A 15,994-nucleotide genomic window follows, 5' to 3' on the forward strand; every position below is an offset into this window, starting at 1 on the left:
GGCGACCTTGAACTCGGCCTGCGTCTTGGCCTTGATCTCTTCGACCGTCACGCCGCCAGCCGGCTCGATCAGGGGCATGCCGGTGTCATCCAAGCTGAGGTAGTGGCTGAGATACGGCACGTCGGCGATGAGCAAGGCCCTTGGCTTGGTCCGCGCCACGGCCTCGAGATGATGGTTCATCATCGCCATGCTGACCGGCAGGGTGTTGTCGAAGCCGAGGCACACGTTGCCGACGCTGTCGCCCACCAGGATTATGTCAACCACGGAATCAGCGAGGCGTCCAGTAACGCCATCATACGCTGTCACAAGCCGCCGTCCTTCACGAGCAGCTGTCTGAAGCAGCGGGATCGTGATCGCAGGCCTGTCAGGCGGAGGCAAATGGCTCATCAGGTTACCCCATGCTTCAGCAGCAGAACCAATGGGAGGTCAGTTTATTGATCTGGATCAGATCAAGGCAGCATCCGTCCCGTGATCACCTTCACGGATCAGATCAAACTCACGTCGGCATCTATCATGCGCGGTCAAGATAGTGCATGATATAGGTTGCTCGTCTTGCTCGTAAGCCTGATAGGTCCTGCCATTACAGCAATTGAACATATGACCGTTAAGTCCACGTCCTACTTCGCTTTGGGGCGACCAATAGTAAGGCATGTATATTTGCCCGACGTACTATCCTAGCAGGCTACTAAAGTTCAAGAGATTCATATTCTATAATTCTTCTCTGGCTTAGTGCTTTCTTCTCGCGTCGACCGCGACGAATAACGCATCCCAACCTGGCTGCGTGCAGCGAGACGGGAGCGGCTAGGCTGACCTCGAGGTGCGAATGTACCTCGCATGTTCATCGATGGCAGTAATGACAGCTCGAGCCTCCTCCCGAAACTTCGCCTTGCAGTGCTTGGACGTCCGATGCCAGTCGCGTGCTTCCTCCTGACCTGAATCTCGTAGAGGCGCGAGCACAGCCTCTATTTCCTTCAGATTCATTGTTCAAAACCTTACTTTATACTACAACCGGAGAGGGTAGTCAGCTTGGTTATATTCAAGGACTAGATCTGGCTGCAACGAAAAAGGAAGGTACGAATTTCCAAAGTGGGCGAGGTCGTTTAGCTACCGATTACTTTGCTTCGGTGTTGCCGGTGGGCGTCTCCAGGTCCACTGAACATATTAGCTTTAATCGAGCCCCTTCGATTATTGATCTTTGTCATTCGACGGAGGCTCTTTCCGACTCAGCAAGTCGAGCTTATACCGCTCCACTGCTTCGAGCCGTGGTCTAACCACCGACCAAAGGCGCCGATCCAACGCTAGGGCAATGGTTTCGACTATAGCGGTGAGACCAAGCAGGCTGTCCCAAGGTGATGAGGTTTCTACTTTAGCGCGAAAAACATAGGTGGCCACTTCGGAGGCTTCAGACATCCACTGGTCAGTGAATAGGATAACGGTACACCCTCTCTGAGAGGCAATACGAGCAGTGGCCACTACATCGTTTTGATAACGCCTAACGTCAAACAAGACCACAATGTCTTTTTTGCCAAGGTCGATGATACGATCAGCGCGCTCCTGAATAATCGTCGGCAACTCAATGACTGAACGCCTCATTTTGCGAAGGTGATATAGAAGGTGGCCGGCCACGGTGGTGGTTAAGTCTCCTCCCATAACGTTGATGTTGCGCCGCTCGTCAGCGAACAACTCAATCACTTGGTCCACTACTGCAGCTTCGATTTCCGACAATGTCGATCGAACAACCTCCAGCAGTTCATTCCCAAACTCGCTCCCCGCATCAAAATTCTCGGGGCGCGGCCTTGTTAGTGGAAACTTCCGACTCTCGTCGATCTCCTCCCGCAATGCCCGGCGAAAATCCGGATATCCCGTGAACCCAAGCTTGCTAATAAAACGCAACACGGTCGGGGCGCTAACCTCCGCTTGCTTCGCGAAAGCTGTTACACTCTCCAGGCCGATCACCGGGTATCTGGCCAGAAGCGCCCGGGCGACACGCTTTTCCGAGCTGGTCATTGAGCTCATGGCGGCAGAAATGCGGTCAGCGATTAGGATTTGCGACTCGGACATCTAATATAGCCTTCCATGCTCAAGCGAGACATGGGTTCCTGTTTAAACTCTTGATGGAGTATTCTGTAATATCCTTTACAGCTAGCGGTCAATCTTCCTTCCCGGGAATTTTGCAATCTGCTCTTCACGAGGCTGAGGCGACCCCTCGTTCAACATTCCATTCACACTCATAGGCTTTGGCTATTAGGCATTTGGCGCCACCGCCGCGTTATTTTCATGGTAATTAAATATTCAGATAATCGCCTTGACTCTTCAAGCTGAAAATTTCATATCAATGACGCTGCTGCGAATTGCGTGCCGGTGTTCGGCAGCCCCCGTGGCGCTGCTGCGGAGCGGATTCGGCTCGCACTGATACGGTCAATCAAAGGGGGAATAACGTTATGAACGCAATAGTGGGAAAGCTAGCTTTCGCAACCTTTGTGCTGACAGCCTCACTGGGCTCTAGCGCGAACGCTGGTGAGGTGCTTGACAAGATTCTCACCGCAAAGACCCTCATCGTGGCGGTGTCGCCGAATTATCCGCCAAGTTCGTTTCTAAATGACAAGGGTGAGCTTGTTGGCTTCGACGTCGATGTGGGAAGGCTGGTTGCCGAGCACATCGGCGTGGGGGTGAAATATGAAGCGCCAGCTTGGGACATCATTATCTCAGGAAGGTGGCAAGGGCGGTGGGACATCGTTGTTGCTGCAATGAGCCCGACCAAGGAACGAGCAAAAATATTCGATTTTCCTGCCATCTACCGATACGGAGCATACATCGCTGCCGTCCACAGGGACAGCAAAGCCACCAAGGTCCAGGACCTCGACGGCAAGGTGGTTGGTGTGTTGGCAGGCTCGATGGCATATGACTACCTTAGCCAAGACATCAAGAAAGACGAGCTAATTGGCGTTCCGCCGTTCGATTACCGATTCAAGGCTGGTCGGATCAAGACTTACGAGACGTCTAACAATGGCTTGGACGATCTGCGTATTGGCGATGGGAAGAGATTGGACGCATTCGTCGGTGGTGACGTCGTCATTCTCGACGCGATTAAGGCTGGATATCCAATCAGGCAGTTGGGCGAAGGTCTATTTTATGGACCGGCAGTCATTGCTACTTTGCCTGGAGACGCTGAACTCGACCAGAAGATCGCCGACGCGGTTAAGAGTCTGAAAGAAAGCGGGAAGTTGTCTGAGCTATCGATGAAGTGGTTCGGGCGAGACGTGACGACTGCAAAGTAACGGTATTTACCCATCGCGGACCGGCTTGTCGGTCAGCAGTCTGAAGCGCATTAGGGAGAAAACAATATGGATCCGAAATTGCTCGTGCAGCGGGTCGACGAGAAAGCATGCCTCGATTTTCTCGTGGCCATGGTGCGCCACAAGAGCTATTCCGAGACGGACGAGTGCGAGCTGGCTCGCTACATGGTGGCAAGCATGACGGAACTCGGGCTGGATGCCCAACTGCAGCCTTTCGATGACGGCCGTCGCTTCAACGCCATCGGCATCTGGAAGGGAACTGGCGGCGGCAAGAGCCTGCTCTTCAACGGTCATATCGACACCAATCCGGTCACGGAGGGATGGACCGTCGATCCATGGGGCGGTCTGGTGGACGACAAGTTCATCTATGGAATCGGCGTGTCCAACATGAAGGCAGGAGATGCAGCCTATTTCTGCGCAGTGAAAACGTTGCGTGACGCCGGCATAAGGCTGAAAGGCGACGTCATCTTGACCTATGTCGCCGGTGAATTGCAGGGCGGTCTCGGAACGATTGCCTTCATCGATGCAGGAATCCCTGCCGACTACTTCATCAACAGTGAGCCGAGCGATCTTCAGGCCGTCACCATGCATGCGGCCGCTCTACCTTTCGTTATCGAACTGACCGGCAATACCCGGCATCTGTCCAAGCGCGAACACGCGGTGGATGCGATTTTGGCGGCCTGCGACATCATTCCGCGCATCAATGCGATGACCTTTTCGGGTGCGAAGAGCCCGGAGCATCGGTCCATCAATCGTGCCCACGTCGGCGTGGTTCACGGTGCCCTCGGCAGGGATCTTGTTGAATCGCGACCGCCGCAGGTAGCCGATTTCGTGCGCATCCGCGGTTCGGCACGCTATGCACCAGGTCAGACGCGCCAAGGTGTGCTCGCCGACATGCGTGCCGAGCTCGACAAGCTGGAAAGCCGCTTTCCCGGCCTTCAGGCAAGGCTTGTGCCGGAGATGGTCGAGGGCATGCCGCTGATGCCGGCGTTCGAGGTTGACCGCAACTCCCGTATCGTTAAGGCTCTCAACGCAGCTTATGAGCAGGTTCGCGGCGAACCTCAGCCCACCGGTGCGATTACGCCGACTGGATATTATGGCACCGACGCTGGCCACCTCTACGAGAGGGCAGGCATGGAGGGCATCGTTTGCGGACCCGGTGGGCGCTACAACACAATGCCCAATGAACGCGTCGACATTCCGGATTTTCTCGATATGGTCCGTATCTACATGCTAACCATCCTCGATATCTGCGAGGTGATCTGAGGTGATCCTTTCCGTCTGTCCGGCGTCAGCGCTAACCAGATAAAATCGGCTTAACTGAGAGGGGAGGATTTCTGGCTCATCGAAGCCCTTAAAGGGAGCGAAGATGAGCCAGAAAGCCGAAACACGAAAAGCGTTAGCCGACCAGAAGCTGGCCCCTGTCACGTTATCGCGCTTGGCTCACGCAAGGCAACACCACAGGATAGTCTGGGCCGAACTTCAGAGCCCACCGGCGGACCGTCTCATAAGAGACGACAATGCCGCGCTCCAGCAGCATCTCCTCGACCAGTTGCAGGCTCAGTGGAAATTTGAAGTACAACCAAACTGCGTGAACGATGATCTCAGGCGGGAAGCGATAGCATTTGTAGCTGATGGGCTTGCTCATGTTAGACCATCTACACCGCTCGCCCTCACGCCCGAGTTAATGTGATGGAGTGGGAGCTATGACGGAATGTGGACGGGGCGGTAAAAAGTCGATTCATATCGGGTGCTGAAGCGTCTATGCTTAAGCATGATTACATTGCGTGACAGGCGGACCGGGGATTTGTTCGATCGCTGGCCGGAATTGGGCGAGAAGCGGCGCCGGCTGCTGGATCGTTGCTGGGCTGAGGTGTTCCGCCATCATCTTCTTGATGAGCTTCCGATTGAGGAGCTGTTGCCTCATTTTGATGAGCGCATGGGCCGGCCATCGAAGGATTTTCACATCGTCATCGGCGTTCTGCTTTTGCAGCAATTGCACGACCTGAGCGATGCGGCCACGGTCGAGGCATTGGCATTCAACATGGCCTGGCATCACGCGCTGGATGTGCGCACTGAGGCGGATTGTTATTTCTGCGAGAAGACGTTGCGGAACTATCGCCGTCTTTTCATTGCGCAAGGGCTTGATGAGGTTCTGTTCCGTCGCCTGACCGATCGCCTGGTGCGTGCCTTCGCCGTGGACACCAGCCGCCAGCGCATGGACTCGACCGCGCTGCGCTCGGCCATGCGCAGCCTGACGCGGCTCGGGATCGTCGTCGAGACGATCTCAAAATTCACGCGCGAGCTCGAGCGTTTTCATCCCGCGCTGCATGCGCTGGTCGATCGCGACCTGGTCCGGCGCTATGTTGATCGGGAAGGTCCGGGCTGCTTTGCCAATACGGCGCCGAGCGCGTCCAAGCGCAGGCTTGATGAGGCTGGGCAGGATCTGCTGCACCTCAGGGAGCAGTTCAGGACTACGGTTGCTGCGGACTTGCCTGGATACGTGTTGCTGGTCCAGGTCCTGCACGAGCAGTTCGAGATTACGGAAGGCCAGGATGACGATACGTCCTCTGCGATTGCCCTTCCGCGCAAACCTGGCGAGATGCCTTGCGATGGCATCAGCAGCCCTGCCGATCCGGATGCCAGCTATAACGCCCACCGCGGGTTGGGCTATATGGCGCAGATCGTCGAAACCTATGCGGAAGATGACGATCCCGCAGGCCCAACGGGTCCCCGGCCTCCCGATCTGATCACCCATGTGGCCGTGCACAAGATGACGGTGCATGACGGACACCGGGTGCCGGACGCCTTGGACGATCTGGCCGACCGCTCGCTCACGCCGAAGATGCTTCTGGCCGATTCCCATTATGGATCGGCTGACAACATGGCCTTGGCTCAAGGGCATGCCATTGACTTGGTGGCTCCGGCCCGTACGGCCAAGGGATGCTCTTCAGGGCGCCTGACCCTGGAGGACTTCAGCCTCGACGAGGATGGTCTGGTGGTGCGATGCCCAAACGGCGTTTCCCCGGTCTCGACCTCTGCCGCGCCGGCGAAACTGCAGGCCCGTTTCGACCTCGCTATATGTCGGCAATGCCCGAACAGGAAGCGCTGCCCGGTCCGGGCTGACAGCCGTGACGGCTTAATCGCCCGCTTTCAGTACACCCCAGCACGGGCCGAAAATCAGAAGCGCCGCCTTTACGAGAGCAGCGATGTATTCCGTGAAGCCTATCGTTGGCGCGCCGGGATCGAAGCGACAATGTCGCGCCTGAAGCATCAGATGAACCTGGCGCGCCTGCGCATTCGTGGCATGCCGGTCATGCGCTATACGGTAAATCTCCGCGCTCTTGGCTTGAATATCCGCAGATGTGCCGCGGTTCAGGCCTAAAGCCGAGCCTTTCTCTGAGACCTTCAGGCTCGCAGGGGAGCAAGGGGAGATATCGCTTCCGCAGCGTATGGAAAGCAGCACGAACAACGCTCGGTCGACTACTTTTTACCGCCCCGTCTAAAATCCGTCATAGCTCATGGAGTGGACACTCCCTGCTCACCGGCATCAAAGTGCCGAAGGGTGGCTGTCATGAAGATCGCCACAAGGAGAGGGAGCGCCCGCTATGCAAGTTACCACAGTCGGCCTGGATCTGGCCAAACACATATTCCAGCTGCACGCCGTTGATGCGGCCGGTCAAGTCGTGATCCGCAAGCGGTTGCGCCGGACAGAGGTGCTGTCGTTCTTCGCATCTATGCCACCTTGCCTGATCGGCATGGAGGCGTGCGCAACCTCTCACCATTGGGCTCGTGAGCCCCCGGTCGGGACCGGTGTGTCGCCGCGATAATCGTAGAATCCGCGCTTAGTTTTGCGGCTGAGCCAGCCGGCTTCGACGTATTTCACCAGAGGCGGACAAGGACGGTACTTGGAATCGGCTAGACCCTCGTGCAGCACCTGCATGATCGACAGGCTGGTATCGAGCCCGATGAAGTCCGCCAGCTGCAGCGGGCCCATCGGATGATTCGCACCAAGGTGCATGGCCGTGTCGATGGCCTCCACGGAGCTCACGCCCTCATGGAGGGTGTAGATCGCCTCGTTAATCCTCGGCGGCAGGATGCGGTTGACGATGAAGGCCGGGAGATCTGTGGAAGCAACCGGGGTTTTGCCGAGCCTGGTGCTGAACTGAACTCCCTGGCAGCTTCGTAGGTGGCATCATCAGTGGCGATACCGCGGATCAGCTCGACAAGCTGCATCACCGGCACCGGATTCATGAAGTGCAAACCGATGAACTTCTCCGGCCGGTCGGTGGCCGCAGCAAGCCGAGTGATCATGATCGACGACGTGTTGGTGGTGGGTATCGCATCGGGGCGCAGCGACGGGCTGAGATTGGTGAAGATCCTGCGCTTCACCTCCTCATTCTCGGTCGCGGCCTCGATGACGAGGTCGCAGGCGGACAGATCGTCGTAGGTCAGTGCGGGGCGGGTGTGCTCGAGTGCCGCCTGTCAGTCGGCATCGGAGATCTCCCCCTTTGCAACCTGACGCATGAAGTTCTCATCAATGGTCTTGAGACCGGCAATGATCCGCTCCTCCGAGAAATCGTTGAGCCGGACGTTAAACCCCGCCAGCGAGCAGACATGGGCGATGCCACTGCCCATCTGTCCCGCGCCGATGACCCCAACCGTTTTGACCGGGATAGTCATCTTGACACCTAAGGTGTTCCGCTGTGTCTGAACGGCGCGGGGAAGGCAAAGAATGATTTTCGCTGTGCCATCGAAACCTCCGTTAAGCCGCGCTGGACTGCTTGCCGTTCAGGTCAACCTTGAACTCAGCCTGGGTCCTGGCCTTGATCTTATCCACCGTCACGCCGTCAGCCAACTCAATCAGGGGCATGCTGGTGTTGCTCTTATTGTCGATGCTGAACACACCGAGATCGGTGACGAAGAGATCCTTTACGCCCGCCGGCATCGTTAAGGCTGAGATGGTAGCTCAGGTACGGCATGTCGACCACGACGAGAGTCCGGGGCTGCATGCGCGTGACCGCCTCGAGATGATGGTTCATCATCGCCAAGCTGACCGGCAGCGCGTTGTCGAAGCCGAGGTACACGTTGCCGACGCTGTCGCCCACCAGGATCATGTCGACGGCAGGATCAGCCAGGCGCGCCGTGACGGCATCATAGGCCGTAGTCATTACAAGCCGCCGACCGTCGCGCGCCTGTTGCTGCAGCAACGGGATGAGAGTGGTCGGCTTGTCGGAAGGAGGTACATGGCTCACGGTAGTTATCTAACCGTTCTTATTCACCAGGGTTTACTGCATTGACCTGATCTGCGGCGAGGCGAGCCAATCTGTTGCGTCTCTTTCACCGCAGCGAGCTCTGGAATGTTGGGAACGCGTTTGCAGGGATCGGCTGGCATGATCGGGGCGATGGCGGCCCCGTCGCTCAGGGCGAGGCTGCCCGCGGCCGGGGAACGAGAGCCCCGGCAAGACGACGGACGAGATCCGCTTCCGGGCAACAGGAGGCAAAGGCCAAGCGGATGCGACTGGCACTCTCCTGGACCCGCACGGCGATCTTGAGCAGGCGCAGCCGCAGCGTCGCAAACTCGGCCCGGGCCAGTTCTCGGACAGTTGGGATGGCCTCGCGCACCGCCAGCATCAGCCAGTAGGCGGCCGTGTGCAGCACCAGGCGAACCTGATTGGCCACCGCGCGCCGGCACGAGGTTCGGTCAGAGGCGAGTTGCGCCTTGTGGAACTTGATCCAGTTCTCGGCCTGGCCGCGCGCGCAGTACAGGCTCTCGTAGATGACACGCGGGCTGGTGCCGGTCAGGTTGGTGACCACAAAGCGGATATCAAGCCCCAGGCGGGTGGCCTCGATGCGGGCGATCGCGCGACGCTCGCGCGACCAGCTTTTGGCCCGGTGTGTCGTCTCGGCAAATCCGCGCACCACCTCGCGATCCTCGACCGCCCGCTGGGTGCGCACCGCATCCGCCACCTCCTGCACTTTGGCGGTGAGCGGCCGGCTGCCGGCCAGCCCGAACAGATAGCTCAGGCCGTGCTGCTCGCAGAAGTCCATGGCCTCGGGACGGGCATAGTGACTGTCGCCGCGGAACGTGATGCGCGTGGTCGGCCAGCGCGTGCGGATGCGGCGCACGAGGCGTCGCAGATGCGCCCGGACCTCCACGCCGGAGGGCGTCTTGCCCGGCCGCAGCACGATGGCAACCGGTCGGCCGGTGGCGCTGTCATACACATGGATCGGCAGAAAGCAACGCTCGTCATAGTGCGCGTTGAACAAGGACAGTTGCTGGTGCCCGTGCACGACATCGCAGGTATCGTCGATGTCCAGCACCACGCCGTCGGGCGGGGCGGCATAGCTTTCCATCCACTGCTCCACCAGAGCGTAGCTCAGGCGGATCGCATCCCGGATTGTCGGGGCATTCTCCAGGCGTGAGAGGGTCGGCTGCGAGGCCAGATCCGCACCCGTCTCGGGCAGGCGGCCGCAGGCGAGCTTGAACGCCGGATCCGCGCGCAGCGGACCGAAGTCGTTGCAATCCTCATAGCCACACGCAATCGCGAAGATGCGGGCGCGGAGCATGTCTGGGATCGCGTGCGTCACGCGGCCTGGATCGCGCTGATCCGGAATGACGCGGGCCAGCCGCTCGGCGATGCCGAGCCGGCGCTCGGCCTGGGCCAGGAGCATGACGCCGCCGTCGGACGACAGGCGTCCGCCATCGAACGCGGCGGTGATCTTCTTGCGGGACACGGCTGGAAACGGGAACGTTGCGGTTGTATCGTCCGGCATGGCGGGTGTGGCACAGTGCAATCGTGGCAGGGGTTGGTGTCAGCAACCAAATCCTACGACACGTCAGTCACTTAAGCTACGCTCGCCAACCCTCTTCAGCCACATCACGAATAAGAGCGGCTAATCCTTGTCGGGTGCAGGCAGCCGGAGCGCACCGTCGGCTAAATCGGATCAGCCGCTTCAGATGGCCTGCACGAGCAGATCGATGCTGGCTTTGGCATCGCCGTAGAACATGCGGGTGTTGTGCTTGTAGAACAGCGGGTTCTCGATGCCGGAATAGCCGGTGCCCTGCCCGCGCTTCGACACGAACACCTGCTTGGCCTTCCACACCTCCAGAACCGGCATGCCGGCAATCGGGCTGTGCGGATCCTCCTGGGCGGCCGGGTTGACGATGTCGTTCGAGCCGATCACGATCACCACGTCGGTGTCCGGGAAGTCCTCGTTGATCTCGTCCATCTCCAGCACGATGTCGTACGGCACCTTGGCCTCGGCCAGGAGCACGTTCATGTGCCCCGGCAGGCGGCCGGCCACCGGATGGATGGCAAAGCGCACGTCCTTGCCCTTGGCGCGCAGCCGGCGAGTCAGCTCCGACACCGATTGCTGCGCCTGGGCCACCGCCATGCCGTAGCCCGGCACGATCACGATGCTGTCCGCCTCCTCCAGGGCGGTGGCCACGCCATCGGCATCGATGGCGATCTGCTCGCCGGCAATCGCCATCACCGGTCCCGTGGTGGTGCCAAAGCCGCCCAGGATCACGCTGATGAAGCTCCGGTTCATCGCCTGGCACATGATGTAGCTCAGGATCGCACCGGACGAGCCCACCAGGGCGCCGGTGACGATCAAGAGGTCGTTGCCGAGCGTGAAGCCGATGGCGGCGGCCGCCCAGCCGGAGTAGGAGTTGAGCATCGAGACCACCACCGGCATGTCTGCGCCACCGATGCCCATGATCAGATGGTAGCCGATGAAGAACGCCAGCAGCGTCATCGCCACCAAGGCCCAGATCCCCGCGCCCTGCACGTACAGCACCAGCAGGACGAGCGAAGCCAAGGCGGCTGCAGCATTGAGCCCATGCCCGCCCGGCAGCTTCCTGGCCTTGCCGTCGACCTTGCCGGCGAGCTTGCCGAACGCGATCACCGAGCCGGTGAACGTCACCGCGCCGATGAACACGCCCAGGAACACCTCGACCCGCAGGATCGCGATCTCCACGCCCGTCTTGTGCGTCAGCACCCCGGCAAAGCCGGTGAGCGCCTGACGTGAGGCCTCATCAAGCGCTAGCACACGGGTGAGCTCGAGATCGGCATTGAAGCCGATGAACACGGCGGCGAGGCCGACGAACGAGTGCAAGGCTGCCACCAGCTGCGGCATCTCGGTCATCTCGACCTTTTTCGCCACGTACCAGCCCAGGCCCGAGCCGATCACCAGCATCACGGCAATCACCGCGTAGTTGCCGACGCCGGGTCCAAAGACGGTGGCGCCCACGGCGAGCGCCATGCCTGCGATGCCGTACCACACAGCCCGCTTGGCGCTCTCCTGGCCCGACAGGCCGCCGAGCGCGAGGATGAACAGGATGGCGGCGGCCACATAGGCAGCAGAGACAAGTCCAAAGCTCATCGGGCAATCCTCATGACTTCTGGAACATGGCCAGCATCCGGCGCGTGACCAGGAAGCCGCCGACGATGTTGATGGTGGCGATCAGGAAGGAGAGCGAGGCCAGTGCCGTCACCAGCCAATGGCTGGAGCCGACCTGCAGCAGGGCGCCCAAGACCACGATGCCGGAGATGGCGTTGGTCACGGCCATCAGCGGCGTGTGCAGGGAGTGGCTGACGCTCCAGATCACCTGGAAGCCGACAAAGCAGGCCAGCGCAAACACGATGAAGTGGGCCATGAAGCTGGCTGGCGCATAGGCGCCCACCAGTGCGATCAGCAGGCCGCCGGCTACGAGCAGCCCGACCTGGGTGCGGGTCTGGGCCCGGAAGGCGGCGGCCTCCTGGGCCCGCTTCTCCTCCGGGGTGAGCTCCCTCACCTTCTCCTTGGGCTTGGCGGCGGCGATCGCCGGCACCTTGGGTGGCGGGGGCGGATAGGTGATCGCGCCCGCATGCGTGACCGTGGCGCCGCGGATCACGTCATCCTCCATGTTGTGGACGATCACCCCGTCCTTGTTGGGGGTCAGGTCGGTGAGGAAGTGGCGGATGTTGTTGGCGTACAGCGTCGAGGCCTGGGCGGCCATGCGGCTCGGGAAGTCGGTGGTGCCGATGATGGTGACGCTGTTGTCGGTGACGATCGTCTGATCCGGCACGGTCAGGTCGCAGTTGCCGCCGCGCTCGGCCGCCAGATCGACGATCACCGAGCCCGGCTTCATGGCCTGGACCATGTCGGCCGTCCACAGCTTCGGCGCTGGCCGTCCCGGGATCAGGGCGGTGGTGATGACGATGTCGATCTCGGGCGCGAGCGCGCGGAATTTTTCCAGCTGCTTGTCGCGGAACTCCGGGCTGGACGGCGCGGCATAGCCGCCGGTGGCGGCGCCGTCCTGGGTCTGCTCGAAGTCGAGGAAGACGAACTCGGCCCCCATGGACTCGATCTGCTCGGCCACCTCGGGCCGGACGTCGAAGGCATAGGTGACGGCGCCGAGCGCGGTCGCGGTGCCGATGGCGGCGAGGCCGGCGACGCCGGCGCCCACCACCAACACCTTGGCCGGCGGCACCTTGCCGGCGGCGGTGACCTGGCCGGTGAAGAAGCGGCCGAAGGCGTTGCCGGCCGCGATCACGGCGCGGTAGCCGGCGATGTTGGCCATGGAGGAGAGCGCGTCCATCTTCTGGGCGCGCGAGATGCGCGGCACCATGTCCATCGCAATGACGGTGGCACCCTGCGCCCGGCAGAGTTCAAGAAGCTCATGGTTCTGCGCCGGCCAGAAGAACGAGATCAGGGTCTGGCCCTGGCGGAGCATCGTGGCTTCTGCCGCTTCAGGCCCGCGCACCTTCACCACCACATCGGCGGTGTCGAAGACGGCTTGCGCTGAAGGCATAACCTTGACGCCTGCTGCTGCATAGGCTTCATCCGAGAGGCCCGCCTTGGCGCCTGCACCTGTCTCGATCATGCAAGCATGCCCCAGCTTCTGCAGTTGAAGGGCGGATTCAGGTGTCATCGCCACCCGGCTCTCGCCCCCAAAGATCTCTTTCAGTACTCCTATCTTCACGGTCTCTCCGCTCGCTCTGTAGCTGGACTGCCAATGGTCGCCTGTCGGCGGCTCAAACAGGTCCTTGCCTTGTGTCTCACATGTTGACGTAGTTCGGCCCGCCGCCGCCCTCTGGGGTGACCCAGTTGATGTTCTGGTTCGGGTCCTTGATGTCACAGGTCTTGCAGTGGACGCAGTTCTGGGCGTTGATCTGGTAGCGCACGCCGCCCTCGCCCTCGACCCATTCATAGACGCCCGCCGGGCAGTAGCGCTGCGAGGGGCCGCCATAGACATCGTGCTCGGTGGCCTTCTGCAGGCTTGGATCCTTGACCTTGAGATGGACCGGCTGGTCCTCCTCGTGGTTGGTGTTGGAGAGAAACACCGAGGACGGCCGGTCGAAGGTGAGCACGCCGTCGGGCCGGTCGTATTTGATCGGGGTCACAGACGAGAGGGGCAGCGTGCAGGCATGGTCCGGCTTGCCGTGCTTCATGGTGCCGAAGGGCGACCAGCCGAAGAGCTCCGTCAGCCACATGTCGAGCCCGCCGAGCGCCACGCCCGCCGCCGTGCCGTAGCGCGACCAGAGCGGCTTCACGTTGCGCACCCGCTTGAGGTCGTAGCCGATCGGCGAGGCGCGCCAGGATTCCTCGTAAGCCGCGACCTCGTCGTTGGCCCGGCCCGCCTGCAGGGCCGCGAACACGTGGTCGGCGCAGAGCATGCCCGACAGGATGGCATTGTGGCTGCCCTTGATGCGCGGCACGTTGACGAAGCCCGCCGAGTCGCCCACGAGGCAGCCGCCCGGGAAGCTCAGGCGCGGCACCGACTGCCAGCCGCCCTCCATGATGGCGCGCGCGCCATAGCCAATGCGCTTTGCGCCCTCGAACACCTCGCGCACCATCGGGTGCGTCTTGAAGCGCTGGAATTCGTCGAAGGGCGACAGGGTCGGGTTCTTGTAGTTCAGGTGCACCACGAAGCCGACCGAGACGAGATTGTCGTCGAAATGGTAGAGCCAGGAGCCGCCGCCGGAATTGTTCGGCAACGGCCAGCCCATGGAATGGCGCACGAGGCCTGCTTGAAACTTCTCCGGCTTGACCTGCCACAGCTCCTTGATGCCGATGCCGTATTTCTGGTGGTCGCGGCCCTGATTGAGGCCGAAGCGCTCGACCATCTGCTTGGTCAGCGAGCCGCGGGCGCCCTCACTGAGGATCGTGTATTTGGCGCGCAGCTCCATGCCGCGGGTGAAGTTGGCGTTGGGCTCGCCGTTGCGGCTGACGCCCATGTCCCCGGTGGCGACGCCCACGACCTTGCCGTCCTCGACCAGCACTTCGGAGGCCGGAAAGCCGGGATAGATCTCGACGCCGAGTTCTTCTGCCTTGCGGCCGAGATAGCGAGCGACGTTGCCGAGCGAGCCGACGAAGTTGCCGTGGTTGTTCATGAGCTTGGGCATGAACACGTTGGGCATCTTCACGCCGCCGGCATGTCCCAGATACAGGAACTCGTCGGCGGTGACCTCGGTCTTGAGCGGCCGGTCGGGATCAGAGCGCCACTCCGGCAGGAGGCCGTCGAGGCCGATCGGGTCGACCACCGCGCCGGAGAGGATATGCGCGCCGATCTCGGAGCCCTTCTCGACCACGACCACCGAGATGTCCGCTCCAGCCTCGGCCGCCTGCTGCTTGAGGCGGATGGCAGTGGCCAAGCCTGCGGGACCCGCGCCCACGACGACGACGTCGAACTCCATCGATTCACGGGCAGGCAGATCGGACATGGTGTTCTCTGTCACCATCAAGCTGCTTGCCCAGTGGCGGCTTTGGTCAACTCCTCCTTGAGTTCAGGAAGGATTGTGAAGAGGTCGCCGACGAGGCCGTAATCGGCCACCTGGAAGATCGGGGCCTCCTCATCCTTGTTGATCGCCACGATCACCTTGGAGTCCTTCATGCCGGCCAGATGCTGAATGGCGCCTGAAATGCCCACCGCAATATAGAGATCGGGCGCCACCACCTTGCCGGTCTGGCCGACCTGCCAGTCGTTCGGCGCATAGCCGGCATCGACGGCCGCGCGCGAGGCGCCCATGGCCGCGCCGAGAGTGTCGGCGATCGGCTCGATGTACTTGGTGAAGTTCTCGGATGAGCCGAGCGAGCGGCCACCCGAGATGATGATCCGGGCCGAGGTCAGCTCGGGCCGATCCGACTGGGCGATCTCCTCGCCCTTGAACGACGACACACCCGGATCCTCGGCAGGGCCGACAGTCTCAATGGCGGCAGAACCGCCCTCAGCCGCCGCCGGGAAGGCGGCGGTGCGCACGGTGATCACTTTCTTGGCATCGGTGGCCTGCACGGTCTGGATCGCGTTGCCGGCATAGATCGGCCGCTCGAAGGTGTCGGGTGACACCACCTTGGTGATGTCGGAGACCTGCATCACGTCGAGCAGGGCCGCCACGCGCGGCATCACGTTCTTGCCGGTGGTGGTGGCCGGCGCCACGAGAGCGTCATACGAACCGGCGAGCGACACGATCAGCGCCGCGGTGGGCTCGGCGAGCTGATGCTCGTAAGCGGTGGCGTCAGCCAGCAGCACCTTCTCCACGCCTTCGAGCTTCGTGGCGGCTTCCGCCGCAGCCTTGGCAGTGGAGCCGGCGACGAGGACATGCACCGGCGCACCGAGCGCCTTGGCGGCGGAAAGCGCCTTGTGGGTGGTGTCTTTCAGGTGAGCATTGTCGTGCTCGGCGATCAGCAAGGTGGTCATGGGTGTTGGTCTC

The 15,994-nt window shown here is 61.2% G+C and carries 9 protein-coding genes and 6 pseudogenes; 4 read left to right on the top strand and 11 right to left on the bottom strand.

Translation table 11 applies throughout. The annotated features are described in order from the left end of the window. Positions 1-51: 51 nt before the first annotated feature. Positions 52-387: pseudogene (locus tag JO965_RS27400) on the bottom strand (3-methyl-2-oxobutanoate hydroxymethyltransferase); the annotation flags it as partial. 798 nt (positions 388-1,185) lie between these two features. Next, positions 1,186-2,061 carry a MurR/RpiR family transcriptional regulator gene (locus JO965_RS27405; protein ID WP_203445237.1) on the bottom strand — a complete coding sequence of 292 codons (876 nt, stop codon included), beginning with the start codon at positions 2,059-2,061 and terminating at the stop codon, positions 1,186-1,188. A 380-nt stretch (positions 2,062-2,441) separates the two neighbouring features. On the opposite strand from JO965_RS27405, the gene JO965_RS27410 reads away from it, so the two are divergent. Further along, positions 2,442-3,278, top strand: a complete 837-nt coding sequence (locus JO965_RS27410) for a transporter substrate-binding domain-containing protein (protein ID WP_203445238.1) — start codon at positions 2,442-2,444, stop codon at positions 3,276-3,278. A 66-nt stretch (positions 3,279-3,344) separates the two neighbouring features. Further along, complete coding sequence (locus tag JO965_RS27415; RefSeq protein WP_203445239.1) at positions 3,345-4,562, top strand: M20 family metallopeptidase; 1,218 nt, start codon at positions 3,345-3,347, stop codon at positions 4,560-4,562. A gap of 199 nt (positions 4,563-4,761) precedes the next feature. On the opposite strand, the pseudogene JO965_RS27420 reads toward JO965_RS27415, so the two are convergent. Continuing rightward, positions 4,762-4,944: pseudogene (locus JO965_RS27420) on the bottom strand (IS6 family transposase); the annotation flags it as partial. Positions 4,945-5,214: 270 nt separating this feature from the next. On the opposite strand from JO965_RS27420, the gene JO965_RS27425 reads away from it, so the two are divergent. Together JO965_RS27425 and JO965_RS48160 are read left to right on the top strand one after the other, a co-directional pair. Then, complete coding sequence (locus tag JO965_RS27425; RefSeq protein WP_246777024.1) at positions 5,215-6,681, top strand: transposase; 1,467 nt, start codon at positions 5,215-5,217, stop codon at positions 6,679-6,681. A gap of 223 nt (positions 6,682-6,904) precedes the next feature. Further along, positions 6,905-7,093 (top strand): annotated as a pseudogene (locus tag JO965_RS48160) (IS110 family transposase); the annotation flags it as partial. Here the strand turns inward: JO965_RS48160 and JO965_RS27430 are convergent. The 8 genes and pseudogenes from JO965_RS27430 to JO965_RS27460 form a co-directional block, all read right to left on the bottom strand. Further along, positions 7,075-7,979, bottom strand: a pseudogene (locus tag JO965_RS27430) (3-hydroxybutyryl-CoA dehydrogenase). The pseudogenes JO965_RS48160 and JO965_RS27430 sit on opposite strands and share 19 nt — an antisense overlap. Before the next feature lie 82 nt (positions 7,980-8,061). Beyond that, positions 8,062-8,232 (bottom strand): annotated as a pseudogene (locus JO965_RS48165) (succinyl-CoA--3-ketoacid-CoA transferase); the annotation flags it as partial. After that, positions 8,210-8,551 (bottom strand): annotated as a pseudogene (locus tag JO965_RS27435) (3-methyl-2-oxobutanoate hydroxymethyltransferase); the annotation flags it as partial. The pseudogenes JO965_RS27435 and JO965_RS48165, both read right to left, overlap by 23 nt. 166 nt (positions 8,552-8,717) lie before the next feature. Continuing rightward, positions 8,718-10,073, bottom strand: coding sequence for an IS1380 family transposase (locus JO965_RS27440; RefSeq protein ID WP_203445242.1), 1,356 nt, complete (start codon positions 10,071-10,073; stop codon positions 8,718-8,720). A gap of 180 nt (positions 10,074-10,253) precedes the next feature. After that, entirely contained in the window at positions 10,254-11,684 is a 1,431-nt protein-coding gene (locus JO965_RS27445) for an NAD(P)(+) transhydrogenase (Re/Si-specific) subunit beta (RefSeq protein ID WP_203445243.1), read from the bottom strand. A gap of 10 nt (positions 11,685-11,694) precedes the next feature. Continuing rightward, entirely contained in the window at positions 11,695-13,266 is a 1,572-nt protein-coding gene (locus JO965_RS27450) for a Re/Si-specific NAD(P)(+) transhydrogenase subunit alpha (RefSeq protein WP_203445244.1), read from the bottom strand. Positions 13,267-13,342: 76 nt separating this feature from the next. Further along, the gene (locus JO965_RS27455; RefSeq protein ID WP_203445245.1) at positions 13,343-15,007 is read right to left on the bottom strand and encodes an electron transfer flavoprotein-ubiquinone oxidoreductase; all 1,665 of its coding nucleotides are present in this window, start codon (positions 15,005-15,007) and stop codon (positions 13,343-13,345) included. A 17-nt stretch (positions 15,008-15,024) separates the two neighbouring features. Then, complete coding sequence (locus JO965_RS27460; RefSeq protein ID WP_203445246.1) at positions 15,025-15,981, bottom strand: electron transfer flavoprotein subunit alpha/FixB family protein; 957 nt, start codon at positions 15,979-15,981, stop codon at positions 15,025-15,027. Positions 15,982-15,994: the final 13 nt, after the last annotated feature.

It is taken from the genome of Microvirga sp. VF16 (assembly GCF_016864375.1).
Lineage (GTDB): Bacteria > Pseudomonadota > Alphaproteobacteria > Rhizobiales > Beijerinckiaceae > Microvirga.